This window comes from Paenibacillus tianmuensis, assembly GCF_900100345.1.
Classification (GTDB): Bacteria; Bacillota; Bacilli; order Paenibacillales; family NBRC-103111; genus Paenibacillus_G; species Paenibacillus_G tianmuensis.
In genome coordinates this window covers 1-26,807 of the sequence record NZ_FMTT01000043.1, presented here as the reverse complement: position 1 = coordinate 26,807, position 26,807 = coordinate 1, and the positions used below count along the sequence as shown (strand labels likewise).

Genomic DNA, 26,807 nt, shown 5'->3' with positions numbered 1-26,807 from the left:
TTCAGATGAGTAAAATCGTGGCGTTTATGGCGGGGAATGTGTATAAAATTCTTGTTAAGCCTGGGGATCATGTCGAAGCAGGACAAGATGTGGTCATTTTGGAATCGATGAAAATGGAGATCCCGGTTACGGTCGGTTCCGGCGGGACGGTAAAAGAAGTCATCGTGAGCGAAGGCGACTTTGTGGATGAAGGAGATTTATTGATCGAGCTGGATTAAAACGTATGCTGGAGGTCGGGGGAGATGAACTGGCCAGCGAGCGTGACGCTCAAAGAGGTTGGTCCGAGGGATGGGTTACAGAATGAGAAGGTCTTTGTTTCGACAGAGGATAAAATAGCTTGGATCAACCAATTGTCCGGCACCGGAATGAAGTCCATTGAAATCACTTCGTTTGTGAATCCAAAGTGGATTCCGGCGCTGGCCGATGCCGCTGAAGTTGCGAAAGGAATTGAACGGATGCCCGGCATCGTTTATTCGGCTCTCGTTCCGAATCGTCAAGGTCTGGAGCGAGCGTTGGAAGTCGATGTGGATGAAGCGGCTGTCTTTATGTCTGCCAGCGAAACCCATAATCAAAGGAACATCAACAAGTCGATTAGCGCTACTTTTCCTATTTTAAGAGAAGTGGCGCAAGAAGCTCTTTCGGCAGGAAAGTCAGTCCGCGGTTATGTATCAACCGTCTTCGGTTGTCCCTATGAAGGTCCGGTTTCCATCGACGAGGTGATCCGGGTATCGGAAGCTTTGTTCGACATGGGGATTGGCGAGTTATCGCTCGGGGATACGATTGGCATTGCAAATCCGAAGCAGGTGCAAGACGTATTGGATATTCTGTTAAAGCGTTTTGATGCCAAAAAGCTGGCCCTGCACTTTCACGATACGCGCGGCACGGCTCTGGCTAATATTCTGGTGTCTATGGACATGGGGATCACGACGTTTGATGCCTCCGTCGGCGGTTTAGGCGGATGCCCGTACGCGCCCGGGGCTTCAGGCAATGTGGCTTCGGACGATTTGCTCTACATGTTGGATGCGATGGGGATTCAAACGGGGGTAAATCCGGAAAAGCTGCTCTCCGCGGCCCGTTTTATTCAGGACAAGATCGGAAGAGCTTTGCCAAGCCGTAATCTGCAGGTCGGCAGCTCGAACGGATAGACAGGCTCATGATTCGGTTCAGGGAAGGAGGGGGAGCATGGAAAAAGCTGTAGGGGTCACCAACGTTGGAAATGGCATTGTGCTTATGACGTTAAACCGGCCGGAAGTCGCCAATGCGCTATCGATCAAGATGCTGGAACAATTGCAGGCTGCGGCTGCGGCCTGTAAATTTGACCGGTCTGTTCGTTGTATCGTGGTCACCGGGGCCGGAGAGAAGGCCTTTTGCGCAGGCGCCGATTTAAAAGAACGCGCAGGAATGGACATGAGCCAGGTGCGCAGGACGGTTTCTTTGATTCGTGAGTGCATCCATGAGTTAGAAGCCTTGCCCCAGCCGGTCATTGCCGCCGTGAACGGAGCCGCTTATGGCGGGGGAACGGAATTGGCGTTGGCCTGCGACATTCGGATCGCCTCCGAAACGGCAACATTCGCCCTTACGGAAACTTCGCTTGGGATTATTCCCGGCGCAGGCGGAACGCAGCGGCTGCCGAGGCTGATCGGGAAGGGGCGCGCCAAGGAGCTTATTTTCACCGCAAGAAAAATCGATGCCCAAGAGGCAAGGGATATGGGGCTGGTAGAGTATGTGATACCGCCAGAGTCCCTTCTCGATAAGGCACTTGAAATCGCGGGCCAAATTGTTCGAAATGCTCCTGTCGCCGTGGCGCAGGCCAAGTTCGCCATCGATAAGGGATTTGATGTGGAGCTGAGCACTGGGCTTGCGATTGAGCAAAATGCCTATGAAGTCACGATTCCGACAAAGGATCGCTTGGAAGGACTGCAGGCGTTCAAAGATAAGCGTCCCCCTATATTTAAGGGCGAATAACTAGCATTTTGGAAATAAGGGAGGAATAGGGGATGACCATAGGGATGAATTCGGAAGAGCTGCAGGAGTGTATTTCACGGGTCCTCAAAGGGGGGGCGCAAAATTATCATCAAAAGAATGCGGAGCAAGGAAAACGATTTGTCCGCGACCGTTTGAAGCTATTGTTTGATCCGGGCTTCGAGCTGGAGGATGCGTTATTTGCCAACTGCGCGGCAGAAGACCTTCCGGCGGATGGTGTAGTTACGGCGATTGGAAAGATTAACGGGAGAACCGTTTGTGTGATGGCCAACGATTCCACCGTAAAAGCCGGTTCTTGGGGATCGCGTACGGTAGAGAAGATCATTCGAATCCAAGAGACAGCCGAAAAAATGAGAGTGCCGTTGATTTACCTCGTCGATTCAGCAGGCGCCCGCATTACGGATCAGGTCGAGATGTTCCCCGGTCGGCGCGGGGCCGGCCGTATTTTTTACAATCAGGTCAAATTGTCGGGTAAAATTCCTCAAATTTGCTTGCTCTTCGGTCCTTCGGCTGCGGGCGGGGCCTACATACCGGCTTTTTGCGATATTGTGATTATGGTGGATGGAAATGCATCCATGTATCTCGGTTCCCCGCGGATGGCGGAGATGGTTATCGGAGAAAAGGTTACGCTCGAGGAAATGGGTGGCGCGCGCATGCATTGCTCCGTATCCGGCTGCGGCGATGTGCTGGCCCAAAACGAAGAAGAGGCCATTTCGATGGCACGACGATATCTCTCTTATTTTCCCGCCAATTTTTCCGAAAAACCGCCGGTTATGGAAGCAGCGGCGCCGCAATCCTTTGAGAAATCGTTAGAAGAGATCATCCCATCCAATCAGAATGCTCCTTTTAATATGTATGACTTGATTGACCGGATTATTGACGAGGGGTCATTCTTCGAGATCAAGAAGCTGTTTGCCGGCGAACTGATAACGGGATTGGCCCGAATGAACGGAAAACCGGTCGGGATCATTGCCAATCAGCCGCGGGTGAAGGGAGGCGTGCTGTTTCACGATTCGGCGGATAAGGCAGCCAGATTTATTACCCTTTGCGACGCGTTTCATATCCCGCTTCTGTTTCTCGCCGACGTCCCCGGCTTTATGATCGGCACCAAGGTGGAGCGTGCAGGCATTATCCGCCATGGCGCGAAAATGATTTCAGCCATGTCCGAAGCGAGCGTACCTAAAATCTCGGTGATCGTCCGCAAAGCCTACGGAGCAGGCCTTTATGCGATGGCTGGTCCTGCCTTTGAACCGGATTGCTGTCTCGCGTTGCCTACGGCTCAAATTGCGGTGATGGGACCGGAAGCCGCGGTCAACGCCGTTTATGCCAATAAAATTGCTCAGCTGCCCGAAAACGAGCGAGCCTCTTTTATCGAACAAAAGCGGGAGGAGTATAAACAGGATATCGATATTTACCGGCTAGCGTCCGAAATGATTATCGACGGGATTATTCCGGCCGATTCGTTACGTGACGAGTTAGTGAATCGATTCGAGGCTTATTCGTCCAAGGTTGTCGTCTTCTCTGAACGGAAGCACCCGGTATATCCGGTTTAATTCGCTCGCATTCCCGAACAGCACCAAGCGTTTAGCGGCGCGTCGGTGCTGTTTTTTGCGCGGAAGGCATATGATAGTATAATCTTGAGATAAAGGGATTGGTTTGGATACCGCTTTGCCTATAGGGGGAGAAGGAGGCAGATCCGGATCAGATGGATATTAGACAGCTTCAATATTTTGCAGAGGTCGCCAAGCATAAAAATTTTACAAAAGCTTCGCAGGTCCTGTTTGTATCTCAGCCATCGATCAGCAAGATGATCAAAACCCTCGAAGACGAATTGAGCGTTACGTTGCTTGACCGTTCCGAGAGGGAGGTTGTGCTCACGGATGCAGGAAAGCTGGTTAACGAGAAGGCTTTGCAAATTTTGCAACTGCTGGAGGAGTTATCGTCTTCTGTTAATGAGCTGGTTCAAGTACAAAGAGGAAACGTGAAAATGGGAATCATGCCTACCATCAGCGCATTGCTTTTCCCAAAAATCATTGCCGGATTCAAGAAGAGATATCCCAAGATTGAGATTCAAATGGTAGAATACAGCGCGAAACAAGTAGAGACGCAGATGGAGCAAGGAAATATCGATTTTGGAGTTACGGTGCTGCCGGTGAACACGCGGCTGTATGAAACCGTTTCCTTGTTATCTGAAGAGCTGGTTGTCATTGTAAGCAGTCAGCACTGGCTTGCCGGAAGAACATCCGTCAGTTTAGTCGAATTAAAGCATGAGCCGTTCATTCTGTTCGCGAAGGAATTCGCCCTTCATGACGTCGTTAGACAATCTTGCTTGCAGGCCGGGTTCGAACCCGAGGTAGCTCATATGACCTCTCTGTGGGATTTCTGCTGCGAGATGGTGGCGTCTCAATTAGGAATTTCATTGATCCCCAGATCGATGGCGAGCCGTTTGCATCATCTTGCCGTTCATACCGTTTCGATTTCCCATCCGCAGATTGCTTGGGAGCTGGCGCTTATTTATCCCCGGGATAAATACCTTTCTTATGCAGCCCGGGAGTTTATTACCTATATCCAGGCCAATCCGCCGAATCAACCGGAATAATGAACAGCGGCTGCCCGCAGGACATTGGCATTGAAAATATAGACATTGACATATCTAAAAAAATAGATATAGTAATGCTATGGATACCACGATGATATTTAAAGCGTTGTCTAACGAATCCCGTCGTCAAATTTTGGAATGGCTAAAGCATCCGGAACAACATTTTGACCCTCAAATCTACTTGCCCAAAGATGCCGATTTCAAAGGGGGGATATGTGTAGGCAGTATTCAAACCAAAACCGGGTTAACGCAATCTGTTGTTTCGAGCTATTTGTCCATGATGCTACAAGCCGGACTATTGGAGTCCAGACGTTACGGTCAGTGGACCTATTACCGAAGAAATGAACAACTGCTGCGGGAATTTACGGAATATATGCGGAATGAATTGTAGGCACGCCTGTTCGCTCAGGCACTGCCTTTTTATTTTTTGGAGTTATATATCTAGATTTCTGTATATATACATATCAAGAAATTCAGAAAAAACGTTAGATCCGCTTTGATATCAAAATGGAGTCCATGCCTACGAAAATTCAGGAGGAGTGAGGTTCATGAAACAGCATTCATCACGCGAGGGTGAGTTTTCCCATCGTTCACCTTATCTTGAGAATTACCGGTCTTCTCGGGAGCCAATGACCGTTCTGGCCTCCTTGCTGTCCCGCGCCGACAACACGCCGCTGGATCAACGCCGACGAGATCCGAATACGCTTCTTGATCAGGAAGGAAAGGTGATTGCCGATCCTGCGGATACCTCGCAGAAGCTTGCATTAGCGGGCGATCCGAATACCAGTTATGAAAAATGGGCGGAGTATTGGCGAAAAGTTCACGGCCCCCGCTTTATTTATGCGCAGGACACAGAGGAGGGAAAAATCCGGCACTTGGCCCGTTACGATCAGGTGCACCGCGTTTCCACGGGTCCGACCCATTTTACCCCGCCGCCTTACGTAGCCCCGACCGACGCAAACGGCGAACTGTACGATACGGTCATCGGTCACATTCCGGAATACAGACGACCGGAGTGGGATGGCATGGCCTATCTTGCTTTTAACACCCCCGACGATTTGAAGGCTGTATTCAGCCAAGAGAAACTCAGGACGAAAATTGTTCCTGAAGATCAGGCCATTTTCCGCGAGTTGGCCCCTGTTATTGCGACAGAGCACATTATATTGCCGAGCGCAACACAGCGCGACCCGATCCTGCTCGTCAAGATTCACCGAAGACAAGAGGGCATGAGCCGGGAGGAGTTCCAGGAGCACTGGCTCCGTAAGTATGCGAGCCTTGTGATGGCGAAGCCTGCGGCGCACAAATACGTCAAACGTTACGTTCAGCTTCATAATATGGGTCCGGTATCCGAGGGGGAGCCGTTCTGGCATCCCGTCTCAAGCAGGATTGACGGAATTACGATCATGGCGTTTGCCGATATGAACGATGTAGAGGACTTTCTGATGACCGAAGATTACAGTGAAATCGAGAAAGACGAGCGGCGGATCGCCGATCCGAAAGCATCCGAATATTGGACCGGGCTGAACTACAATGTAGTGAACCGGGTGTATCCGGAACACGCGACGATAAGGTAATCTGCCCCGGCAGAGAAAGGAGAAGGCAACATGAGCGACAAGGGGCGGAGCATCCGTGGTCTTACCTTGTTTTTGGCTGCCGCCGCAGGATTCTCCAACGCAAATATTTACTACAACCAACCTTACCTCTAAGCAAAGCGTAGGTGGCGGGTAGTTCACATCGCCGAACACTTCTGTTCTAGTAAGAAGGAGGAGGGCAAGATGAGCCGTACATACAAAGTGATCAGGCCCCATCGTTCCAATTACCCTCAGCCGATCCGGTTGTCAGCCGGAGAGCGGGTGATTCTGGGAGAATTGGATGGCCCGTCATGCTTAGAGCAAATGCTCTCGATTGCCTTCAGTGGCTGAAGATTTTCTGCCTGACGTATCTTACGACTACATTTTTGGATAAGCAGATGAAAAAGCTCCTTGAACACAGCGAAAGGTACCTTTGCTGCTTTGCTCGAAAAGCTAGAATAGTGAACCTGAATTAAGCCGTAGGAATGTAACCATCCCATTGTAGATGAGCAGCCGTGCACCAATATTGTAACGGGCTTTGTCTTCATAACCTATCGTTTGCACAATTGATTTGACTTCTTCTGCACTCAGAATGGATTGAAGAACGGATGGGATCGTGATACAATTTTTCATGAGATCGCCTCTTTCTTGAATCGGTTTGGTGGTACAAACAATTCTACAGAAAAGGCGATCTTTTTTCTACCATTTAGTGGATAATCAACAGGCCTGCACCTTGGTACTGGTCCACAGAAGAGAATTGATGGACCAATGGAGAGAACGGCTTGGTGTTTTTTTTCGAAAGGATGGACATCAACCGATTGTACTCATGCAATGTGATCCGATTCGAATTAATATAGACGCGAAGTCGCAAGCCCATGCTCGAGGATTGGAACATAAGGTAATTCCTCGCTATACCAATTTCCATATACCTTCAGACTTGAGTTCACCTGGCATTCAGGAGATCTATAAGCTATTGATCGATTCTTGGTTCATCCGATCTCCTGAAAAGGGACGCTTCAGCAATACGCTAGACGTCTTCATCGAACACATCAAAATAAACGAGATGTGCAGATCTATGATTATGTAGACTTGCAGGTGCCGATGATTATGTCCATGTACAAGAAACGTGTCAAGGGTTACAAAGCAATGGGGTACCATGGGATGAGCTTATAGATTTACATTTGATTTTTTGGGGTGTGGGCATTTGAGAAATAAAAAAGAAGAGTAAGAAGTTGCTCCTTTCAAATCCAGAATCTTTTTCCATTCAACAAGATGACCATTTTTATTTTATCGCCGGCTATACGGAAGGTGGAGCTCCTTATGGGGTGACTTGGGAGGAGCATGAGGCTCAGTCAGCCCTTGCTAAGGGTTGTAGTATTAGCGAAGGAGAATCTCAAATGAAGGAGTTAATCCTTTCAGAGCGTCAGCTTCAGGATCTGATAGAGACATATGATATGTTTATGGATGGAATTGAGCATTTTTTGAATATCGATACTGGTGAAATTGTTAGGATAAACTCGTTTGACATGGACGATGAAGATGAGGCGTTAAGTGAGACTATCGAAGAAGGATATAATGAAGTCTATTTTTGAATCCCCAGTCGCGAATCTCATGAGGGATATATGGATATGGAGGACTTTGCAGATACAGTACCAAACGAGAAGTTAAAGACCAAGCTGTTTCACGTATTGAGCGGCGGAAAGAAAATATTCCGTAGATTCAAGGACACATTATCCTCGGATGCACGTGAATTGGATCGTTATTATCAATTTGTGGAAAGCAGAAATAAAGAACGTGTCATGGATTGGTTAGAATCCATAGACGTTAATTTGAAGGTAAGTGTTGGAAATGAAAATCAAGCTGAGAAGATGAGGGAATGAGTGAACACGAAACAAACAATATCGTGTCTTTCGAGCAGTATAGGAGAAACAAGCTTGGACAAGCCTACCATCGAGACGCGCTAAGTGAAATGTTCGAACAAGACCTGAGGGAACAAGCCGCTTTGTTAATGTGGTAAAGTTTCCACCAAACCTTTAATAAACATAAGTTGTTTGTCCACACGTTGCTTCATCAGAATCATCAGTTGGACAAAAATCCGAATGCCGGATTCGTAGTGTGTTTTCAAAAAGTGCAGATGTCCCGACAAACAGAGGCGGTTACCGCAGCGGTGGAGCGGGAGGGGAGAAATCCTTAGGTCATCCAGGCCGTAGGAACAACATATCACGAAATCGGGGAAATGATGACTGGCATCCCTTGCAGAAATAATTATGAAACGCAAAAGTCGATAAAGGAATACCTTCTGCAGACCCATAAGATCGTTATTGTTGAAGGAATACTTAAATGTAATGAATTGAATGAGATGAGGGAGAGTATGAGCCGAAAGGAAAAAGGAATCAATCCAAAGCTGATTGCCGTGATGACCGGAGTGGAGCCGCTGCTAGATGAAACGCCGACTGTAGCGATGCTGCCGGGAAGAGCTGCTGCCATGATTGCCAGGCGGATCAAAAAAGTTGCACCCGCTTATAAACCGAATAAGCAGCGGCTGCGGTGCAAGCAATGTGGCCACGCTTCGGTATACGATATTGGGATGACTATTTTTAACGGGGCCGGCTGGCTAAAAGTGGTTGAAAACAGCGATTACCCCACTAATCCCGATACAGACTTCGATTTGCCGGGGAAGTTGATTGATAACGCGCAGTTTACCGGTTATATCCGTTGCACAAAGTGCAATGGAGCGGGGGAGTGGGAGTTTACCTCGCCTCTCTTTACGCTGGATTTGATGGGGCGTGTAATGAGGGCGAAGGCGGAGCCTGATGCCGGGTTTATGCTTGGACTTATGAAGTTGTACGATGGCACGACTCCGCAATGGGTAAGCGAGGGGGAAGAACGGTTTCTGGAACGGCTCGGGAATGATCCAGCAGATAGTCATCTTTGGAACAAGCTGGGGAATTTATATTATAAGGGTGGTCGGCCGGAGTTGGCAACGGCTGTTTTTGAACATGCGGTCGAAGTCGATGCTTCACATGTGGAATCCCATTATTCGCTTGCCGATTTGCTGCTGCAGATTGGAGAACTAGAGCTTGCAGCGTGGCATTTCCGGCAGGCTTTGGTATATGCTCGTGCATACACGAGGCTAGATGCTTTGAAGCTGCGGGATTTTTTGGCGGACAGCTTATGCAAGCTGCTGGATATTCATCGTGAAACGAAGAGCAAAATTCCTTTTCTGCCAATGGAGGAGGAGCTTGCACCTATGAAACAGGCAGATGAAACTGCCGCAGCTGCAGCGCAGGAATTGCATTTGTATGAATTTGATTTGCGCTCAGGGGATCGGGAGTCATTCCTGCCGGTGGCGGAGATGTACATGGGAACATTGGCGGATAACATTCCTGAACATGAACGTAAGCTTCGAAAGCATGAAACCATGCAACAGTTGGAAGGAGGCGGCAGGAAGGCCATGAGTAAAGATAAAGTCGGTTATCCGGATAAAGGCTGGGGATCCGAGCGGCAACCCATCATTGTCAAAGTGAGAACGGAAGAGCGGGCGGCGCAGGTCGCGCGGGTATGCGATCATTTTAATTGGCACTACATCATGGGCATGGAGTTTACGGAGGATTTAAGCGATTTAAAGAAAGCACTAAAAGAACGGTTTGCGCCCGCGAATATATATGATCCGTGTCCGTGCGGCAGCGAAGTGAAATATAAGTTCTGCTGTGCAAAAACGATGAAGAACTTCGATCTGAACGATTATTTGAATACATTCGCGATCGGATCGTCATCGTGAGCGAAATGAATCTGTTGATAAAAATGGTTTAAAAGATGAAGCCAATTCGGCCATTAACACTGGTTGTATTGGCTTTATGTATCAAAATGGCGAGAAGGAAATATTCTTGAATTGGATACAGTTCATTCGTTCGTGAATCTTTAATCAAACAAAGCCCGTACAAAAAGTACGGACTTACCGGGGCACAATAAACTTTTTTGAATATCAAGTTAGCTCCGCTTGGCTTACGCGGTCAAATCGCCGTAGGTGACGGTATCGGTGGAAACACAAGCAGCCAGCAGGCGATTAAACATCTGCCCTTCAAACTGCCTGTTGGCGCTCCGAAGAAAGCGTCATCCAACTCGACCAAACCAGCCAGTTGGTCGTGGGCGTCGCGATCTCCCATGGCTTTGCGAATCTTGTGAAGCAATAACCACGCAGTGGGGTAGGAGATTTCCAGTTCACGTGAAAGGAAAACAGCGGAAACACCGCGTTTATCGTGCGCCACAAGGAAAATCGCCCAAAACCAGGTCAGCAGCGGAGTGTGTGATTTATGCATAATCGTCCCGGCAGTAACAGACGCCTGATGCTTGCAGCGCGTGCATTGATACAGCTTGCGGGTTTTCAGAAAGTAGAATGCAGTATGCTCGCATCGCGACGACGGCTCTGTCCAGCATGCCGAGGTCATGATCGGCGATACGATCGTGGAAGTAACGGATGCAAGCGACCGTTTTGCAGCCCGGCCGTCCACGGTCCATCTGTTCGTCGCCGATACGGACGGCTGCTACAGGCACGCGCTCGAAGCCGGGGCGGCTTCGCTGTACGAGCCCGCAGATATGCCGTACAGAGAACGGAGCGCGGGCGTCGAAGACCCGTTCGGCAACAACTGGTACATCGCCACATTCACAGCCGGAGAAGGCAAAGGCTACTATAACGAGTGATGCTGCGTTCACTTAACCGTCAATTTTTCACGGATACCATTTTTCATGAGATCGTCTCTTTCTTGAATCGGTTTGGTGGTACAAACGATTCTACAGAAAAGGCGATCTTTTTTCTACCATTTGCGTTCCGACAACTTGTGATGTTGATCACTCATACCACACATCGGCTACTGGAACAATGACCCGATGGAGTGGTTTTCGCGTTTTTCACCGAGTTTTCGGAAAGTTTTAATTTTTTTTTGAAAGGCGAAGCTTTCGTGAAAATTTGAGACAATGCTTCGTTATAATAACTTTTATATATCGGACATGTATTTGACAGGGTCAACTCCGATACGAATGAACAGGTTTGAAAGGAGACAGTCTGGCATGGATCTTGATACGGTGTTGTGGAGCAGATGGTTAACGGGGCTGACATTGACATTTCATGTTATTTTTGCCACGGTTGGCGTTGGTGTTCCGTTAATGATTGCAATTGCCGAATTCGTCGGTATACGTAAGAAGGACCCCCATTACATTCTCATGGCCAAAAGATGGACGCGAGGATTTGTCATTTCCGTGGCGGTGGGCGTGGTGACTGGAACGGCGATTGCCTTGCAGCTAGCGTTGGTTTGGCCGAACTTTATGCAATTGGCAGGAAATGTGGTCGCTCTCCCGTTATTTATGGAGGTTTTTGCGTTCTTTTTTGAGGCCATCTTCCTGGGGATTTATTTGTACACGTGGGACCGGTTCCGCAATCCGTATATCCATTGGCTGCTGACGTTACCGATTGTCGCCGGGGCAAGCATGTCCGCTTTTTTTATTACGACGGTGAACGGATTTATGAATCAGCCCGGAGGCTTTGTCATGGAAGATGGCCACTTTACGGCAGTGAATCCGTTGCAAGCGATGTTTAATACGGCGACGCCCTCAAAAGTATTCCATATACTATCCTCGGCCTATTTGACGGGGGCAGCCTTGCTGGCGGGAATCGCTGCCTACGTTATTTTAAGAAAAGGGGCATCGACGTATTACAAGAAAGCGTTGAAGCTCATGATGGGAGTTGTTCTCGTCTTCAGCTTGCTGACAACCATAGCGGGTGATTTGTCGGCTAAGTTTTTGGCGGAGCATCAACCGGAGAAGCTGGCGGCCGCAGAATGGCATTTTAAAACGGAAAGCGGAGCGGATTTGATTTTATTGGGGTGGCTGAACGCCGAGCAGAAAGTAATGGGAGCTATTCACCTTCCGAAGGTTCTTAGCTTCCTGGCCTTTGGGGACTTTGATGCCGAGGTAAAGGGGCTGGAGGAGTTTCCGCTCGATGAACGTCCGCCGCTCCTTGTGCACTATTTGTTTGATTTGATGGCCGGGACCGGCTTTGTTATTTTGGCCGTTGCGCTCCTGTATTTCCTGTTTTTGTTCTGGAAGAAACGCAATGAGCTCAACAAGTGGCTGCTTCGGGCGATTGTTTTTAGTACGCCACTGGCGTTTTTGGGCGTTGAACTGGGCTGGTTTTATGCGGAAGTCGGGCGGCAGCCGTGGATGATCCGCGGATATATGCGAGTAGAGGAAGCAGCTACTTCATCGCCGAATGTGAGGATTCTCTTTTTCCTCTTCCTTCTTTTGTATATTGTACTGGGGATCATGTGTGTCTTTGTACTCAGGCGCTTGTTCCGTAATAAACCGGCAGAAATCGAGCTGGAACAGTTTGCGAAAAAGAATCATGTTCAAACCAGGGAAAAGGGTGAACCGGTATGATCAGTTACGAGTTGATAGGCATCACCGTGCTTTGGCTGTTTTTGTACGGCTATTTAATTGTGGCCTCCATTGATTTCGGCGCCGGTTTTATTGCCTTCTATGCCCGTCTGACGAAACAGGATCACCTTATCAATCGTTTGATATCCCGTTATTTATCGCCGGTCTGGGAGATTACCAATGTGTTTTTTGTCTTTTTCTTCGTCGGAATCGTCGGTTTTTTTCCTGACACGGCCTATTATTATGGCTCTGCGCTGCTTGTACCGGGAAGCATCGCCATTATTTTGCTGGCCATTCGCGGCTCCTTTTACGCGTTTGAAAATTACGGCTCCAAAGAAAACATCGTGTATCTGTTCTTATATGGGTCAACGGGTTTATTAATTCCGGCTTCTTTGTCGGTAGCACTGACGCTTTCCGAAGGCGGTTTTATTGTGGAGGAAGGCAGAGCGGTTTCTCTGGAATATTGGGCGCTGATGACAAGCCCGTTGTCATGGAGCATCGTCGCCTTGGCCATCGTATCGGTGCTGTTCATTAGCGGTTCGTTCCTGGCCTTCTACGCTTCCCGGGCGGACGATCAGTCAGCGCTAAAGCTGACGCGGACCTATGCCCTTTTTTGGGGTACGCCAACGATTATCGCCGCTCTTACGGCATTTATTTATCTCAGTCAACACAATGAGCGGCATTTTCAAAACATGATGGATTTGTGGTGGCTGCTGGCGCTTTCCGTTGGTTTTTTCATGATCGCCATGTGGCTGCTGTACAACGGGCGCCGCTACGGACTGGCCTTTATTTGTGTGATGCTGCAATTTTTCTGTGCCTTTTTTGCGTACGGTATAGGGCAATATCCTTATATTTTGGACCCGTACATTACCATTCAAAGCGGCGCCACGCATGAGTCGATGGGCCTTGCACTTGTGGTTGCCTTTATCGGCGGCCTGTGCCTGCTGATTCCGTCCCTTATTCTGGTCTTCAGGCTATTCCTGTTTGATGCGGATTATGTAAAAGGCAAAAAATAAGCGGGTGTGTGCATGAATGCATGTCGGGAGTACTTTACAGGCGCTTGTATAAAGGAGGGGAGCCTGCGTGAAGGGGAAAACCGGTCTTATGTCTGAGCTAATGTCCGTACAACGGAAACGTCTTGTTCTCTTGGGGGGGATGTCGCTTGCGCTCGGTGCAGCCATATCTGGCCAGGCGGCACTGCTCGCAGAAGCCGTCGAAAGGATTTTTGTGCAGCGCGCTTCCTTTTCGTCGGTTGTTGTTATATTTGGCGTTTTGCTGGCCGTCATCGCTGCGCGTACGCTGCTGTCGTACGGAAACGGGCGAATCGGTTTGCAGATGGCGGCCAGCGCCAAGACAGAGATGCGGGCAGCGGTGCTGCGAAAGCTGGCCAATGCTTCCGTACCTTCGGCGCTTCTTGGGCAAACGGGCGGAAAGGTGAGTGTGGCGCTGGACGCCGTGGATGAGGCGGACAGTTATTTCAGCCAATATATGCCGCGTATGATGGAAGCTGCCATCATTCCGATCCTGATCTTAGCCGTTGTGTTTACCCAGCATACGAATTCCGGCTGGATTATGCTTGTTACCGCCCCTTTTATCCCGATCTTTATGGTGCTTGTGGGGCTGAAAACGAAGAACAAGTCAGAGGAGAAATTTGCGCAGCTTGCCGAATTTTCCGGTACGTTTCTGGACTCTCTACAAGGGCTTGTCTCCTTGAAGCTATTTGGCCGGGCTCATCGCCAGCAGCAGGAAATTGAACGCAGCAGCCTTGGCTATCGGGATGCGACGATGGGCATTTTGCGGATTGCGTTTACCAACACCTTCATGCTGGAATCCATCGTGATGTTGAGCATTGGCATGGTTGCCCTTGAGCTGGCGCTTCAACTGCTGGTTTTCAAATCGCTTTCCTTCCACACGGCTTTTTTGATCCTGCTGCTGGTGCCTGAGTATTACAGTCTGTTAAAAAACACGGGAACTGCTTTTCACAACGGTCGCACCAGTATGGGGGCTGTAAGTAAAGTGGAAGAAATGCTTGCAGAAACAAGGGAAGAGCGCGCGATCATGGATAGCCGGGAGGGGGCTGGGAAAACGGACGTGACAGACGAGGGTGATAGGATGGATAAGGCGGACAAGCATGGGACAGCCGATTCGGGCTTGTTCCGGATGCCGCCATCCATCGAGCTGAGGAATATCCGGTTTCGGTATGCGCCGGATTCGTTCGAGCTTGCAGTCGGTTCCCTGTCGTTTCGACCGGGGGAGCAAATCGCCATTGTCGGAAAAAGCGGCTCCGGCAAAACCACCTTGCTGCATCTCATTGCCGGGTTGCTGAAGCCGTTATCGGGAGAAGTGCTGGTGAACGGACGTCCGCTTGCGCAATACGATGAGGCTTCATGGTTTGATCGCATTAGCTATATTACCCAGCATCCGTATATTTTTGCCGGCACGTTTGCCGACAATATTGTGATTGGCGCGGACCGGGATGTCTCCAGAGCTGATATCGTACAGGCTGCAGAGGCCGCTGGCCTGGCTGCCGTTGCAGCCGAATTGGACAAGGGCTATGATACCTTCGTCGGTGAAGGCGGCAGGGGATTATCGGGTGGCGAGAAGCAAAGGCTTGCGCTGGCACGCGCTTTTTTGAAGCGGCCTAACGTCATTTTGTTTGATGAGCCCACGGTAGGATTGGATTTGCAGACCGAACGCGTCCTGCAGCGTTCCATTGCGGACCTTGCAAGCAAGGCGACCATGATTACCGTGGCTCACCGCTTGTACACGATACGACATGCCGATCGCATCTTGTTTATGGACAACGGAGTACTGCTGGACTGCGGGAGCCATGAGGAGCTTCTAGTGCGTCTGCCTCAATATGCTGAGATGGTAGATGTCGGGCGGAAGGGAGGATTCGCATGAACGAGCTGGCTATTTTAACAAAGGCGATGATTCAGGAACGGAAGGATATCGCCATCGCGATCATCGGCGGATTCATTGCCGGCATAGCCGGTGTATGCCTTTTTGCCACAAGCGGGTATCTGATCTCCCAGACCGTGTTTGCTCCGCCACTCTATACCTTGATTGTGCTGACGTCCCTGGTCAAAATACTTGGCCTGCTGCGGGCAGCAAGCCGCTACGCTGAACGCTTGTATTCCCATCAGGCGACGTTCTCTCTGCTCAGCAATTTGCGCACCTCATTTTTTGCCAAGCTAGTACCTTTGACGCCGGGGATATTGGGCCAAAAACGAAGTGGCGAGCTGCTGGCACGTATCGTTGGGGATGTAGAAAGCTTGCAGCATTATTTTTTGCGTGTCGCTTATCCACCTGTCATTGTCGTTATGGTTTTTTTGGCCACGGTTTTGTTTACTTCAGCCTTTTCATTCTGGATGGCCTGTTTGTTTGTACTCGGGATGCTGATAACGGCTTTTGTGGTTCCGGGACTTGTTCTGCTTGGGCAGAGAAAGATTCATGGCCGTGTTCGTCGGCAGCGGGCGGTGCTGTCTACTGAAGTGACGGAGCTGCTTTATGGCTTCCGCGATCTAAAAGTATACGGACAATTGAATAAGCGCGAGCAGAAGCTGCACCATGCCTCCGCCGCACTGGCGGACGAACAGCAGGCAGCAGCCAGGCACTTGCTGCGAGGGCAATCGCTCCATGCTTTTGCAACGCATCTCATTTCCTGGGGTGTGCTCGTTCTTGGCGCCTATTTGATTATGGGCGGCTCGCTTGCCGGCGTGTATCTCGCCATGTTGATTATGGCTTCGCTTACGGTGTTTGAAGAAGCTGCACCAATGGCTACGCTGCCAGCCTATAAACAGGATAGCGAACATGCGGCCAAACGGCTTGCGGAAACGGTTCATGCCGCCGATTTGCTGCCGCCTCAGCCAAGCGGTGTACTTTTCGTCAATCAGGGCATTTCGATTGAGCTAAGCGGCGTTTCGTTTCAATATAAAGATGAAGGGCGCCCGGCGCTGAGAGACATTTCCCTTCCTATTCCAGCCGGTTCTAAAACCGCTATTGTCGGACCGAGCGGATCAGGAAAAACAACCATTATTGAACTGCTGCTCAAGCTTCGTACACCGACAGACGGCCAGATTCTTTTAAATGGCGCTTCCGTTAAGGAACTGGATGAAGCGAGCATTTGGCAAGCGTCAAATGTTGTGCTGCAGCACAGCCATTTTTTTCGGGGTACCATTCGGGAGAACCTGTTGCTGAATGAGGAGTGTCATTCCGACGAAGAGTTGTTGGCTATGCTGGATAAAGCGCAGCTGCCGAATGTATCGCTGGACGATACAGTGTATGAAAAAGGGGAGAACCTGTCGGAAGGGGAGAAGCAACGTCTAGCCTTGGCCCGGGCAATGTTGAGGAAAGGACGGCTATGGCTTCTGGACGAACCGACGTCTTCTCTGGATTACGTTACGGAGCAACGCGTTTTCCAGAATCTGTTGACACAGGCGGAGGACGATACGCTTCTTCTGATCAGCCATCGGCTGACCGGCTTGGAAGAGATGGACCGGATTTTGGTGATGGACCAAGGAAGAGTCATTGAAGCGGGAACGTATTCAGAGCTGATGGAGCAAAAGGGATATTTTTATGAACTGAAGCAAATTGAGCTGCAAATGATCGGTGAAGCCTGATCATACAGATCGCGTAAGCGTCGTTGTGCGTCTTTTTAGCCCTAAGAAAATAAAGCTTTGTTCCCGATGGTTGCGTGGGCCATTGGGAATTTTTATAGGAGACGATTTCTGTTATGATAGGAATATATGTTCTAGGAAGAAGGAGGAGGGCAAGATGAGCCGTACATACAAAGTGATCAAGCCCCATCGTTCCGATTACCCCCAGCCGATCCGTTTGTCAGCCGGAGAGCGTGTGATTCTGCGAGAATTGTATGATGGCCCGGAAGGCTGGCCTAACTGGCGCTACTGTTATACGCTCGATCGGAAGCAGGAGGGCTGGGTGCCCGAGCAGATTATCGAGAATCGGGATCGGGAAGGCATCATTCGGGAATCGTATTCCGCCAATGAATTGAATGTGGACCCCGGCGATATCGTGATTGTGCACCGGGAGCTGAACGAATGGGTATGGTGCCAGCGGGAAGGGGAAGAAGCAGAATGGGGCTGGGTTCCGCTGGATCATGTGGAGCCGGTAAATAATTTTTCGGGCAAATGATAATGATGCCGAGTAATTGAACAAGGGCGTGCGAAAAAAGGGGATTAAAATTGTTAAAGGAATTGTACTTAATCAGACATGGAGAAGCGGAACACTTATTGAAAGGTGTAGTCGGCGGATGGTCAGATACCCCATTAACCGAAAATGGACGCGTTCAAGCGAAATTAACAGGAAAAAGATTGTGTTCGTTATTGAGCGGTAAACCGATAAATTTTTATTCCAGCGACCTTACAAGGGCAAGCGATACAGCTGAAATAATAGGCCAAATTATTTCAAAAAGCCCTATTGTTGTTAAAGAACTCAGGGAATTAAGCAATGGACTAGCGGCGAACAAAACCAAGGAACAAGCAGAAGAATTAAAGCGACCCATTACCTATCCAATACTTGACTGGATACCTTATCCAGAGGCAGAAAGCTGGACAATGATGCATGATAGGGTAGTGCGATTCATGGAGCGAATTAAGAACGAAGTGCATGAAACGACTGTGATTGTGGCTCATTCAAATACAATTAATTCAATAATACACTGGTGGCTGGAGTTTGATAAAGAACTGATTTCAAAAGTATCATTTGATATAGCTCCATGCAGCATAACTTTACTTAACATTATTGAATGGTCAGAGAGCAAAAATGTTTCAAAATTAAACGATACATGCCATCTTGATTATAACTGTTAATTCAAGTGGAAAAGCATAATTTGTTAGGCAATCGATTGATTCAACTTAACGCGTACGATAGCTCAATAAACGACAAGCAAAGGCTGCCGACAGATCGATCTGGCAGCCTTTATGCTCTACAAAAACATAAGCCGATTAAACACCGCGTAATATCGTTTGAGGCCAAGAATGTGTACCGATTGAAATTTGATCGTAACAATTATGTCGTTGGGAGGGGGGCTTCAGATGGGAGTGAAAAAGTTTTGACGGAACGGGTATCTTAACGTAACAACTACCCGTTATCCCTCGTCTTAAGTGATATGCAGTTGTTTTAGCGATCAGATGGGGACTATTTTACGCTTATTTGGCGACGAACATTCCGCTTTGCGCCAATAGCGGTCGCGTCTTTTCGAGCCCGACCGCCCGGCGCTACGCCGACCTCGGTGGCTGAGTTAGTCGGTGTGTGCGACGGCGCGAATTTCAATCAGTTGATGAGGGAACGCCAGACCCGACACGCCGATGAGGGTGACGGCCGGCCGATGGTCGCCCACATACTCCTTGTACAGAACGATGAACTGCTCGAAATGCTCTTGCGGGTTTGTCAGAAAGACCTCCATCTCAGCGATGTTCGACCTCGTGACACCAAATCCCGCCAGCACGCGATCGAGGTTCTCCAGCGACTGCCGGGTCTGTGCCTCGATATCGCCCTCGCCAACGAACGCGCCCTGCATATCGTGGGAAAATTGTCCCGAAATGTAGATGGTACCGTTGACGCTGTAACCTTGGGTGACGCCGAAAGCTTCTTCCCATGCAACACCGTGATTGTAGATTTTAGCACTAGTCATTTTTTTCTCTCCTTTAGCTTCAAAGTAAGGTTAGTATAAACTGAGCACAAATAAAAAAGTAGTACGCACTTTTTTGATAGGTAATACCCGAAAGGATAGTGTAAATATGAGTATGGCTGAATATAAAGGTAAAGTTAGAAATATTCAAGATACCCCTTTTGGTTATACAATGTCAGTGATTGGCGGTAAATGGAAAATGGTTATTATTTACCTTTTAGCAGAAAACCAACCGATTCGCTTTAACGATCTGAAAAGACAAATAGGAGCTATTACTTTCAAAATGTTGAGTTCACAACTAAAAGAATTGGAAGCGGACGGTCTCGTGAAACGGAAAGAGTATCCTCAAGTTCCCCCTAAAGTCGAGTACAGTCTCACAGATAAAGCGGAAACCCTATTACCCGTTTTGGAAAAGTTATGTGAGTGGGGAGTAAAAACCAAAATAATTAAATTAGATCCAGTCATTAAGTTCCGCGCAGTGTGCGGTTTTTTATTTTGTTTAAAAACGCCGTTGACAAGACACCAAATGGTGTCTTATAATCAAACCGACACTAAATGGTGTCCAATTAGGGCGACCATGGTGATTACAGGTTTCATATTATCCTTCTGCTTTTATATGCTGCACTAAATATCGCCTCGTGGGCACTACGTCCGAAGAGCCGCAAACTTTAAGAAGGTGGTGAAATTAACGGCCGTTTCTTGGTAATAATAGTTAGGAGAGAGTGTTGTGAGCGAGAACAACCCGTTGCGGGATGTGTTTGACGCAATTGCAGATCCAACCAGGCGCCGACTGATTCGTCTGTTAGCAGAGAAAGAGGAGATACCGCTTCATGAGTTAACGGCACAGTTTCCAATGGGCCGGACAGCGGTATCCAAGCATTTGACAATCCTTAAAGAGGCCGGACTGGTGCTTGACCGAAAAGTCGGCAGAGAAACGCGATTTAGGCTAAACGCCTCTCCACTCAGAGAAATTCAAGATTGGGCGGCTTTCTACAGCAAATTCTGGAGTGCGAATATGTTGCGCTTGAACCAACTATTAGAGGAGGAAGAAGAATGAGTTTATCATTAACCTTGGATTTTCAGTTCGCGACATCGATCGAGAAGCTTTGGTCCGCCTTAACCGATTCAAGTAAGCTTGCCAAGTGGGTGGTCAACATCCACAGCGGTCAGGCGATGGAAAATGATTTTAAGCCCGTCGTAGGACATCGTTTTCAGTTTCGCGCTCAGCCGACCGAATGGTGGGATGGAATTATTGACGGCGAAGTGCTTATCGTGGACGAACCAAACCGGTTGTCCTATACCTGGGCAAGCGGAGGGGAGAAGCACACGGTCACCTGGACGCTGCAGGATTTAGGGGACGGAAAGGTTAACCTTCATCTCGAACAAACCGGATTCTCAAATGCTCAAGGAGTCGAAGGCGCAAGGTATGGCTGGGGTAAATGGTGTGGCGAGCTTGAAAAGGTGTTGGCGTAGTTTCCGAGCCAAAAGCCACCGGCTGTATTCGTTTAAATTCAGTCATTCACGTGAACGTAAAGAACTCTCCAAATTTGGAGGGTTCTTACTTTTTATCCACAAAAATGATAATGCAGGTTTGTTCTCCATGCCTCTCCCTTAACATTTGTCTCATTTTCATGTGGACTCAGATCGTCCTTCTTCTTTGTACCTCATGAAAATGGGCCGAAAGATGAGAATGGCAGTCATCAGGAGTAATGCAGTGCAAATGTACTGTTCAACTTTCATCCAGACTGGCAAGGGCAGGAAGAAAAGCACGGCGGTGAACGCGATGAGCAAGACTATCACGACGATGCGCAATCGTAGCAAAGCTCGCGGTTTGCCCGCGGCTGTCCGATTGGCGAAGACGAACGTAAGGATGGATGTAATCGCAACAATGATGCCGCGTACCCAAGCCTCTGAGTTTACTTGGTTTGGAGCGACGAGCGATAAAATTATGATCACCGCGACGGTAAGCCAGCTTATCACGAGATAGGCGCCGATAAGCCTTCTAACGAGATGGAAAGCCGATGACACTTTCTGCGGATTCGCATGGTTGGCAGTCAACTTTTTGTCCATCATATAATTCCTTTCCGCGCTATGAGAGCGCCGTAGCTTTGTCGAAAAGCTGTATGGCCTCGTTGATGTAGTGTTCGAGGTCCAAATCAGGATGCGTTGTGAAGTAGAAGGATGCTCCATCGACCACGGAACGGATGGCAAGCGCCATCACCACGGGATCGAAGGAACCAAACTCGCCAGCTTTCTGGCCAGATGACAGCAGTGTTGCCAGCGGCGTGATCGCATCGGTACCGTCGTTCTTGAGTCCTCCATTCTCGATAATCCGGTGAACGGCGTTGACATGAGCGGCATGTTCAGCGATGAAGTGCAAGTTAGAGGACAAATAGGCGCAGAGTTTGTCGCGACAAGTCTCGACAGCCATGATTCGTTCGGTCATGAAGGCAGCACCTGTCTGATAGAGCGTGGTGACCACCTCATCATAAATCGCTTCCTTCGTCTTGAAATGATACAGAACGGTGCTCTTACTCGTCTCTGCTTCCTTGGCGATTCTATCGACTGATGCAGCAGCGCAGCCTTCGCGATTGATGACGATGATCGCAGCACTGACTATGTCTTCACGTCGGGCTCTTTGGGTGCGCGTAAACGACTTCTGCATAATAAATTAGACCTCCAGGTTATATATTAGACCATATGGTCAGTTTTTGTCAAGCTGAGAGCGCTGACACAGGTGCTCTCAGTCCTTTATCTGGGATTTTTTTTGCCAATACCGAACTCTCAACTTTGATTTGTTCTCCAAGCTGGTACTTGTACAGCCGAGTAGCATAAAACTTTATTTTCTTTGGACAGTTAGCGGGAAGTATATTAATAGGAACGGAAATAAGAGGATCGACTCCGACGAAAAAACAGTCGCAGAGTACCGGCGGTCATGCCGATGCCCTGCGGCTGTTCAGCGCATCTGGGAAAAAAGCATTAATTGAGGATCGATCGTTACGCTAACGGGCAGGATAACGTAGTAGTGTGTTGAAATTATTCTTCAGAAGACAGTCTTAGTAAGGAGGAGCGACTAATGGATATTTGTTTTTATGATAATAATGAGCTTGCAACAAACGAACAAAGCATAGTTTTTATAGATAGAGTGTATTGCTTGAATTTCCATGAGTTTAGTGATGGGACATGGGAACAACTTCAGCAAGTGTATTCAGTATTACCACAATATCTCCTTAAAGAGACTCATTGTCCTATGTGGTTTGGCGAGGAAGGGTTGTCATCAAACTACTTATATGCTTCAGTTGAACCCTCGGGGTTACAAATTGTTGGACAGGTATCGTTACAACAATGGGAGTCATGGGAAGGTACATTTCATGCTCAACTTTCCAAATTCACATTCCCGTCGTTTGAATGCTAATGGCTATGCTAACGGAAGACAATTCCGATTCGGTTCAAAGAGTGGAAAGAGATCGAGGAAGCTTTATTGTCATTATGACTTGTTGTAATGGGGGTTTTCGCATTAATCGTCATAACAACATCCCTTCCTCATGCTACCATTTTTAATAATTTCGATTTGATGTTTCCACCATAATACTATATTTCCTTTGAACATCATTTGCCTTCCTCGTCGGCCGAAGGACCGTAGAGGCCCGGCACCGGAATATCGAGAAGCCGCAAATAAACCCCAAGCTGCGCCCGGTGGTGGACCATGTGGCTTAATCCGAAGGTGCGAAGCGCGATCGCCCGCGGTTGGCGCAGGATGATATGGTCACCGTTTCGCAAGGTCCATTCCTCCCCGAGCGTTTTCTCGTCGCATTCGGCTAACAGCTTTTCAAGCTTGACGACGTTCGCGTCGAATTCCTCCAGCACGTCTTCGCGTCTATCCAAAGCTTCCCGCCGAAGCGGCACGGTCGAAAGATCGAATTCCGGGTAAAGAAAAATCGCGACTTGCCAGTTCAGCAGGTTGATCAGGTGCGTGGCCAGCCCGCCCAACGTCATCGATTTCACATGCGGCTTCCACGTCATATGCTCCTCGGGCAAGCGCTCCAGAATGCGGCGCGTAGTAGCCAGCTCATGCATGGCGTCTCCGACGATCAGTTGTTTCACCATTAGATGCCCTCTCCTCCCTTATACGGCTAGCATACTATAAACCCGGTCGAGTGGAAAGGCTTTCTCTATTGTTTCTTAGACGAACCGCTGCCGCCGTCTACCAATTCGACAAGCCTCAGGATGCCTTCTCTCAATAGCTGCTCATTCAGATAGGAATAGCTGAGGCGTATCCATGATTTGTACTCCTTAAGCGGATCGCAAATCGCTCCGGGCACAAAGGTGATAGATTGCTTGATGCATGTACTGAGTAAACGTTCAATCTCCACCGTTTCCGGCAGCTTCACCCATAAGTTGAATCCGCCTGCAGGGGAGTTCCACTGCCAGTCGGTAGCGGACAATTCCTGTTCTACGATATCCTTGCGGACCGCAAGCGCAATGCGAAGTTTCTCCATATGCTGCTGCAGCCGCTCGGAGAAAAAATAATGCAGAAAAATTTTCTGATTCACCAAAGGCGTCCCGCTGTCCGACAACAATTTGGCTTTTATCAGGTAGTTCATGATGGAAGGGCGGCACGCAACAATGGCGATGCCGAGGCCGGGAGCGATATATTTGCTGAAACTGCGAAGATAAATGACCCAGCCTGCCGTATCGTAAGCAAAAAGAGGCAGTGGCGGCTCTTCGCCAAAATAAATGTCGCGGTAAGGATCGTCCTCTAGTAGCAGACATTGATACCGCTCGGCAAGCTCAACGAGCCTTTTCCTTTGTTCGGCGGGTACGACATAGCCTGTTGGGCTTTGAAAGGTGGGATTTAAATAAAACAGCCGCGGCTTGTAGGCTTGCATCAGCTTCTCCACCTGCTCCAGATCGTAGCCGTACGGGTGGATCTCGACCGGAACGATAGCTGCGCCTTGTCTTCTGAAAATATCTATCGCCGTGCTGTAGGTAGGACGCTCCAACATAACGGCATCTCTCGGCTTAACCAGCGCTCTGGCCACCAAATCCATGGCCTCCTGCGATCCGCAAGTGATCAACAATTCGTCTGCAGCTAAGTGAAACCGGTGGTAATCCGTAAAGTAGCGGCACAACGCATCCCGCAGCTCATGATCTCCTTGCGCGGTAAAGTAGGTGCCTAGCATTTTGGGATACAAATCGAACACTTGCTTCACATATTCCGAAAAATAAAGATTAGGGAGCAGGTTCGGGTCGAGCAGCGATTTTGACAACACATATTCGGCTTGCACCTGATGGATTTCAGAAAGATGGCTTTCATGTACGTAAGCGGAAATGATCGGATCATGCAGCGAATCCACAGGAAGACTGCCGTCCGGTCTCACATAATAGCCGGATTTGTCCTTCGCTTCAACGATCCGATTTTCCTTCAGTAGCTGATAGGCTTTAAAGACCGTCAGTCGATTCACATTGAATTCCATCGCCAGCGAGCGGATGGAGGGAAGCTTCTCATGCGGCTTCCATTCTCCGCGACGGATCCGATCCAGAAGATAGTCATAGATTTGTTCAAACAGTTTGCCTGCATATCCGCTTGAAAGGACTGTTTTTTTCATATGTTTTGCCCCCAGGCCCATTATCCCGAAATACGCACTTGCGCGTGTGATCTCTATTATACAGGAAACTCCCGCCTTCTGTTCTGGTCCATTCGATCTGTTCTATTCGCCTTCGTTTATGATGGGAAAAAAGGAGGTTCTGATCAAGTCCGCCGGAAAATCTGCATAGCTCATGAAAGAAGGTTTTAGATATGAACAGAAACACTTTATTAACGGGTATCACTTATTGTTTGATTCCTGCGCTGGCGTGGGGAGGCATGTTTCCCGTCATGCAGGTTGCCTTGAAGGTTCTCGATCCGTTCTATTTCACAACGATTCGCTACATATGGGCTGGTCTCATTCTTCTGGGAATGCTGATCGTTTTCGAAGGGAAGAACGTCCTCCGATTGGAGGGGAAATCGTGGAAGTTATTATTTTTTGGCGCCGTAGGGTTTTCGGGATTCGGCTTTCTTACCTTTGTTGGACAACAGCTCAGCGGACCGTCAGGCGCAATCATTGCCTCCGTTATCATGGCGTTAATGCCACTAATGACGACGTGTGTAAATTGGGCTGTGCATAAAAGAAAACCCAAGCCGTCTACCTTTATTTCAATTTTCATTGCGCTTTCAGGCGCACTGCTGGTCATAACGAATGGAGATCCCTCCCTAATCGTTCAAACCAAAGAGCACATTGGCGCCAGTCTGCTGATTATGCTCGGTGCTCTATGCTGGGTCATTTATACGATGGGTGGCAGTCAATTTGCAGGCTGGTCGCCGCTTCGCTACACCGCTTTGACAACATGCTTCGGGTCCTTGATGAATATTTTAATCGTGCTGTCGGCAACGGTTTTCGGAGCCTTGACGATGCCAAGCGCGGAGAGGATCGGAAGCACAGGGTCGGAACTGCTGTATATGATCCTGATCGCAGGCGTACTTGCCGTATTCACATGGAACGTCGGCAATAAAATTTTGAAGCCGGAGAACGGCATGCTATTTATGAACATCGTCCCTGTTACGACAGTCACGATCAGTGCCTTCCAGGGCGTTGAAGTCGGTAGGTTGCAGTTGGCAGGGATCCTCATCGTGATCATCGCGCTGGTGATGAATAATTTGATTCAGAGACAGAGGAAAGAAGCAGGTGAATATGCAAAATGACCATTCTTGAACATTATCGGAAAGTGCTGAACGGAGAATTGGAGCAGTCCCCCGTTGAACGCCTTATGGGACTGAAGTTAATTAGTGTAGAAGAGGGCGAGGCCACGTATGAAATGCAGGCTTCGGAACAACACGCGAATCCGCAAGGCACATGCAACGGCGGTATCATCGGCATTCTTGCCGACATGGCCATGGGCATTGCTTACGGATCTACCTTGCAACAAGACGAAACCTTCACCACGATCGAGATGAAAGTAAACTTTTTTAGACCTGTATGGAACGCCAAAATAAAGGCCCATGCTACGCTGTACAAGCGAGGACAGACCATCGGGTTCATCCAATGCAATATTACAGACGAGAACGGTAAACTCATCGCTCATGCCTCAAGCACTTGTATGACATTAAGGGGCGATAAGGCGCAAGGCAGGTAGGCCCGCAGGACATGCCCATGAAACAAACATTAAATCGTATTGGCGATGTGCAGGAAAAAGCTAAATAAAGGAAGAATATTTAGGCTCAAAACCAAAATTAGCGGTTGACGAATTCAAATGAGTGTAGAACGAGGATTAAAATGGAAAAACATCTGCAAATCCTGTATTGTTGTAAGTCCTACCAAAACAACAAAAGGATATGACAGATGCCACTCCAGTATATCAACGAACTGCTCGGATTACCAGAGCTAAAACTTCAAAAAATCGTCTCCATGGATGCCCAAGAAGTTCATCTGGAGGCATTGCCTGTAGCCACCAAACAACCTTGCCCCATCTGCCATTCTGAACAAGATGTGAAGCGTGACGGCCGCAACAAACCGCGCAAGATTCGGCATCTGAG

The 26,807-nt window shown here is 48.7% G+C and carries 28 protein-coding genes and 3 pseudogenes; 25 read left to right on the top strand and 6 right to left on the bottom strand.

What is annotated here, in order from left to right; all coding sequences use genetic code 11:
* Positions 1–5: 5 nt before the first annotated feature.
* The 11 genes from BLO51_RS22330 to BLO51_RS22275 all read left to right on the top strand — a co-directional run bounded on the left by BLO51_RS22330 (position 6) and on the right by BLO51_RS22275 (position 9,934).
* Complete coding sequence (locus tag BLO51_RS22330) at positions 6–218, top strand: acetyl-CoA carboxylase biotin carboxyl carrier protein subunit (protein WP_090675348.1); 213 nt, start codon at positions 6–8, stop codon at positions 216–218.
* 24 nt (positions 219–242) lie between these two features.
* Positions 243–1,145, top strand: a complete 903-nt coding sequence (locus BLO51_RS22325; protein ID WP_090675346.1) for a hydroxymethylglutaryl-CoA lyase — start codon at positions 243–245, stop codon at positions 1,143–1,145.
* A 37-nt stretch (positions 1,146–1,182) separates the two neighbouring features.
* Positions 1,183–1,965: an enoyl-CoA hydratase gene (locus BLO51_RS22320; protein WP_090675344.1), complete on the top strand. Its 783-nt coding sequence runs from the start codon at positions 1,183–1,185 to the stop codon at positions 1,963–1,965.
* A 32-nt stretch (positions 1,966–1,997) separates the two neighbouring features.
* A complete protein-coding gene (locus BLO51_RS22315; protein ID WP_090675342.1) occupies positions 1,998–3,536 on the top strand; it encodes an acyl-CoA carboxylase subunit beta in 1,539 nt (512 codons plus the stop codon).
* Between the two features lie 152 nt (positions 3,537–3,688).
* The gene (locus BLO51_RS22310) at positions 3,689–4,582 is read left to right on the top strand and encodes a LysR family transcriptional regulator (RefSeq protein WP_090675341.1); all 894 of its coding nucleotides are present in this window, start codon (positions 3,689–3,691) and stop codon (positions 4,580–4,582) included.
* Between the two features lie 79 nt (positions 4,583–4,661).
* Entirely contained in the window at positions 4,662–4,973 is a 312-nt protein-coding gene (locus BLO51_RS22305) for an ArsR/SmtB family transcription factor (RefSeq protein ID WP_090675339.1), read from the top strand.
* Between the two features lie 157 nt (positions 4,974–5,130).
* Positions 5,131–6,156, top strand: coding sequence for an EthD domain-containing protein (locus tag BLO51_RS22300; protein ID WP_245719773.1), 1,026 nt, complete (start codon positions 5,131–5,133; stop codon positions 6,154–6,156).
* 201 nt (positions 6,157–6,357) lie between these two features.
* A complete protein-coding gene (locus tag BLO51_RS22295) occupies positions 6,358–6,504 on the top strand; it encodes a hypothetical protein (protein ID WP_174551298.1) in 147 nt (48 codons plus the stop codon).
* 881 nt (positions 6,505–7,385) lie between these two features.
* Positions 7,386–7,745 (top strand): hypothetical protein, encoded by a 360-nt coding sequence (locus tag BLO51_RS30485; protein WP_245719772.1) that lies wholly within the window; start codon positions 7,386–7,388, stop codon positions 7,743–7,745.
* 30 nt (positions 7,746–7,775) lie between these two features.
* The gene (locus BLO51_RS30480; RefSeq protein ID WP_245719771.1) at positions 7,776–8,033 is read left to right on the top strand and encodes a UPF0158 family protein; all 258 of its coding nucleotides are present in this window, start codon (positions 7,776–7,778) and stop codon (positions 8,031–8,033) included.
* A 491-nt stretch (positions 8,034–8,524) separates the two neighbouring features.
* Complete coding sequence (locus BLO51_RS22275) at positions 8,525–9,934, top strand: SEC-C metal-binding domain-containing protein (protein ID WP_167670283.1); 1,410 nt, start codon at positions 8,525–8,527, stop codon at positions 9,932–9,934.
* Positions 9,935–10,253: 319 nt separating this feature from the next.
* Here BLO51_RS22275 and BLO51_RS22270 read toward each other — a convergent pair.
* Positions 10,254–10,601 (bottom strand): annotated as a pseudogene (locus tag BLO51_RS22270) (IS1595 family transposase); the annotation flags it as partial.
* Here BLO51_RS22270 and BLO51_RS22265 point away from each other — a divergent pair.
* The 7 genes from BLO51_RS22265 to BLO51_RS22235 all read left to right on the top strand — a co-directional run bounded on the left by BLO51_RS22265 (position 10,600) and on the right by BLO51_RS22235 (position 18,413).
* The gene (locus BLO51_RS22265; RefSeq protein WP_090675332.1) at positions 10,600–10,854 is read left to right on the top strand and encodes a VOC family protein; all 255 of its coding nucleotides are present in this window, start codon (positions 10,600–10,602) and stop codon (positions 10,852–10,854) included. The pseudogene BLO51_RS22270 and the gene BLO51_RS22265 overlap by 2 nt on opposite strands.
* A 366-nt stretch (positions 10,855–11,220) precedes the next feature.
* Complete coding sequence (locus BLO51_RS22260) at positions 11,221–12,585, top strand: cytochrome ubiquinol oxidase subunit I (RefSeq protein ID WP_090675331.1); 1,365 nt, start codon at positions 11,221–11,223, stop codon at positions 12,583–12,585.
* Positions 12,582–13,598, top strand: a complete 1,017-nt coding sequence (locus BLO51_RS22255) for a cytochrome d ubiquinol oxidase subunit II (RefSeq protein ID WP_090675329.1) — start codon at positions 12,582–12,584, stop codon at positions 13,596–13,598. Before BLO51_RS22260 ends, BLO51_RS22255 begins: the two co-directional genes overlap by 4 nt.
* A 100-nt stretch (positions 13,599–13,698) precedes the next feature.
* Positions 13,699–15,486 (top strand): thiol reductant ABC exporter subunit CydD, encoded by a 1,788-nt coding sequence (cydD, locus tag BLO51_RS22250; RefSeq protein WP_425415827.1) that lies wholly within the window; start codon positions 13,699–13,701, stop codon positions 15,484–15,486.
* Positions 15,483–17,204 carry a thiol reductant ABC exporter subunit CydC gene (gene cydC, locus BLO51_RS22245; RefSeq protein WP_090675325.1) on the top strand — a complete coding sequence of 574 codons (1,722 nt, stop codon included), beginning with the start codon at positions 15,483–15,485 and terminating at the stop codon, positions 17,202–17,204. Before cydD ends, cydC begins: the two co-directional genes overlap by 4 nt.
* A 154-nt stretch (positions 17,205–17,358) precedes the next feature.
* Entirely contained in the window at positions 17,359–17,736 is a 378-nt protein-coding gene (locus BLO51_RS22240) for an SH3 domain-containing protein (protein ID WP_090675323.1), read from the top strand.
* Between the two features lie 50 nt (positions 17,737–17,786).
* Positions 17,787–18,413: a histidine phosphatase family protein gene (locus tag BLO51_RS22235; RefSeq protein WP_090675322.1), complete on the top strand. Its 627-nt coding sequence runs from the start codon at positions 17,787–17,789 to the stop codon at positions 18,411–18,413.
* A gap of 431 nt (positions 18,414–18,844) precedes the next feature.
* Here BLO51_RS22235 and BLO51_RS22230 read toward each other — a convergent pair whose 3' ends face one another.
* Positions 18,845–19,237: a RidA family protein gene (locus tag BLO51_RS22230; RefSeq protein ID WP_090675321.1), complete on the bottom strand. Its 393-nt coding sequence runs from the start codon at positions 19,235–19,237 to the stop codon at positions 18,845–18,847.
* 106 nt (positions 19,238–19,343) lie between these two features.
* Here BLO51_RS22230 and BLO51_RS22225 point away from each other — a divergent pair.
* From BLO51_RS22225 to BLO51_RS22215, 3 genes and pseudogenes are all read left to right on the top strand, one after another.
* Positions 19,344–19,676, top strand: a pseudogene (locus BLO51_RS22225) (winged helix-turn-helix transcriptional regulator); the annotation flags it as partial.
* A 285-nt stretch (positions 19,677–19,961) separates the two neighbouring features.
* Entirely contained in the window at positions 19,962–20,291 is a 330-nt protein-coding gene (locus tag BLO51_RS22220) for an ArsR/SmtB family transcription factor (protein WP_090675319.1), read from the top strand.
* Positions 20,288–20,707 carry an SRPBCC family protein gene (locus BLO51_RS22215; RefSeq protein ID WP_090675318.1) on the top strand — a complete coding sequence of 140 codons (420 nt, stop codon included), beginning with the start codon at positions 20,288–20,290 and terminating at the stop codon, positions 20,705–20,707. The genes BLO51_RS22220 and BLO51_RS22215 overlap by 4 nt, the downstream gene beginning before the upstream one ends.
* A gap of 156 nt (positions 20,708–20,863) precedes the next feature.
* On the opposite strand, the gene BLO51_RS22210 is transcribed toward BLO51_RS22215, so the two are convergent.
* Positions 20,864–21,304, bottom strand: a complete 441-nt coding sequence (locus BLO51_RS22210) for a hypothetical protein (protein WP_090675387.1) — start codon at positions 21,302–21,304, stop codon at positions 20,864–20,866.
* A 19-nt stretch (positions 21,305–21,323) separates the two neighbouring features.
* Positions 21,324–21,899 (bottom strand): TetR/AcrR family transcriptional regulator, encoded by a 576-nt coding sequence (locus tag BLO51_RS22205; protein WP_090675316.1) that lies wholly within the window; start codon positions 21,897–21,899, stop codon positions 21,324–21,326.
* 411 nt (positions 21,900–22,310) lie between these two features.
* Between BLO51_RS22205 and BLO51_RS22200 the strand changes: the two genes are divergently transcribed.
* Positions 22,311–22,649 (top strand): hypothetical protein, encoded by a 339-nt coding sequence (locus BLO51_RS22200; RefSeq protein WP_090675315.1) that lies wholly within the window; start codon positions 22,311–22,313, stop codon positions 22,647–22,649.
* Positions 22,650–22,843: 194 nt separating this feature from the next.
* Here BLO51_RS22200 and BLO51_RS22195 read toward each other — a convergent pair whose 3' ends face one another.
* Entirely contained in the window at positions 22,844–23,341 is a 498-nt protein-coding gene (locus BLO51_RS22195) for a DinB family protein (RefSeq protein ID WP_090675313.1), read from the bottom strand.
* A gap of 65 nt (positions 23,342–23,406) precedes the next feature.
* On the bottom strand, positions 23,407–24,843 hold the full coding sequence (locus tag BLO51_RS22190) for an aminotransferase-like domain-containing protein (protein ID WP_090675311.1): 1,437 nt from the start codon (positions 24,841–24,843) through the stop codon (positions 23,407–23,409).
* Positions 24,844–25,034: 191 nt separating this feature from the next.
* On the opposite strand from BLO51_RS22190, the gene BLO51_RS22185 reads away from it, so the two are divergent.
* From BLO51_RS22185 to BLO51_RS22175, 3 genes and pseudogenes are all read left to right on the top strand, one after another.
* Positions 25,035–25,976 carry a DMT family transporter gene (locus tag BLO51_RS22185; protein ID WP_090675310.1) on the top strand — a complete coding sequence of 314 codons (942 nt, stop codon included), beginning with the start codon at positions 25,035–25,037 and terminating at the stop codon, positions 25,974–25,976.
* Positions 25,973–26,407, top strand: coding sequence for a PaaI family thioesterase (locus BLO51_RS22180; protein ID WP_090675308.1), 435 nt, complete (start codon positions 25,973–25,975; stop codon positions 26,405–26,407). The genes BLO51_RS22185 and BLO51_RS22180 overlap by 4 nt, the downstream gene beginning before the upstream one ends.
* A 206-nt stretch (positions 26,408–26,613) precedes the next feature.
* Positions 26,614–26,807 (top strand): annotated as a pseudogene (locus BLO51_RS22175) (ISL3 family transposase); the annotation flags it as partial.

Coding starts and splice junctions, on each gene's coding strand:
- BLO51_RS22255 (WP_090675329.1), top strand. CDS start 12,582: ATGATCAGTTACGAGTTGATAGGCATCACCGTGCTTTGGCTGTTTTTG.
- BLO51_RS22265 (WP_090675332.1), top strand. CDS start 10,600: ATGATCGGCGATACGATCGTGGAAGTAACGGATGCAAGCGACCGTTTT.
- BLO51_RS30480 (WP_245719771.1), top strand. CDS start 7,776: ATGGATATGGAGGACTTTGCAGATACAGTACCAAACGAGAAGTTAAAG.
- BLO51_RS22205 (WP_090675316.1), bottom strand. CDS start 21,899: ATGCAGAAGTCGTTTACGCGCACCCAAAGAGCCCGACGTGAAGACATA.
- BLO51_RS22230 (WP_090675321.1), bottom strand. CDS start 19,237: ATGACTAGTGCTAAAATCTACAATCACGGTGTTGCATGGGAAGAAGCT.
- BLO51_RS22320 (WP_090675344.1), top strand. CDS start 1,183: ATGGAAAAAGCTGTAGGGGTCACCAACGTTGGAAATGGCATTGTGCTT.
- BLO51_RS22275 (WP_167670283.1), top strand. CDS start 8,525: ATGAGCCGAAAGGAAAAAGGAATCAATCCAAAGCTGATTGCCGTGATG.
- BLO51_RS22260 (WP_090675331.1), top strand. CDS start 11,221: ATGGATCTTGATACGGTGTTGTGGAGCAGATGGTTAACGGGGCTGACA.
- BLO51_RS22315 (WP_090675342.1), top strand. CDS start 1,998: ATGACCATAGGGATGAATTCGGAAGAGCTGCAGGAGTGTATTTCACGG.
- BLO51_RS22195 (WP_090675313.1), bottom strand. CDS start 23,341: ATGGTGAAACAACTGATCGTCGGAGACGCCATGCATGAGCTGGCTACT.
- BLO51_RS22295 (WP_174551298.1), top strand. CDS start 6,358: ATGAGCCGTACATACAAAGTGATCAGGCCCCATCGTTCCAATTACCCT.
- BLO51_RS22215 (WP_090675318.1), top strand. CDS start 20,288: ATGAGTTTATCATTAACCTTGGATTTTCAGTTCGCGACATCGATCGAG.
- BLO51_RS22200 (WP_090675315.1), top strand. CDS start 22,311: ATGGATATTTGTTTTTATGATAATAATGAGCTTGCAACAAACGAACAA.
- BLO51_RS22190 (WP_090675311.1), bottom strand. CDS start 24,843: ATGAAAAAAACAGTCCTTTCAAGCGGATATGCAGGCAAACTGTTTGAA.
- BLO51_RS22330 (WP_090675348.1), top strand. CDS start 6: ATGAGTAAAATCGTGGCGTTTATGGCGGGGAATGTGTATAAAATTCTT.
- BLO51_RS22325 (WP_090675346.1), top strand. CDS start 243: ATGAACTGGCCAGCGAGCGTGACGCTCAAAGAGGTTGGTCCGAGGGAT.
- BLO51_RS22240 (WP_090675323.1), top strand. CDS start 17,359: ATGAGCCGTACATACAAAGTGATCAAGCCCCATCGTTCCGATTACCCC.
- BLO51_RS22210 (WP_090675387.1), bottom strand. CDS start 21,304: ATGGACAAAAAGTTGACTGCCAACCATGCGAATCCGCAGAAAGTGTCA.
- cydC (WP_090675325.1), top strand. CDS start 15,483: ATGAACGAGCTGGCTATTTTAACAAAGGCGATGATTCAGGAACGGAAG.
- BLO51_RS22305 (WP_090675339.1), top strand. CDS start 4,662: ATGGATACCACGATGATATTTAAAGCGTTGTCTAACGAATCCCGTCGT.
- BLO51_RS22300 (WP_245719773.1), top strand. CDS start 5,131: ATGAAACAGCATTCATCACGCGAGGGTGAGTTTTCCCATCGTTCACCT.
- BLO51_RS22185 (WP_090675310.1), top strand. CDS start 25,035: ATGAACAGAAACACTTTATTAACGGGTATCACTTATTGTTTGATTCCT.
- BLO51_RS22180 (WP_090675308.1), top strand. CDS start 25,973: ATGACCATTCTTGAACATTATCGGAAAGTGCTGAACGGAGAATTGGAG.
- BLO51_RS22310 (WP_090675341.1), top strand. CDS start 3,689: ATGGATATTAGACAGCTTCAATATTTTGCAGAGGTCGCCAAGCATAAA.
- cydD (WP_425415827.1), top strand. CDS start 13,699: ATGTCCGTACAACGGAAACGTCTTGTTCTCTTGGGGGGGATGTCGCTT.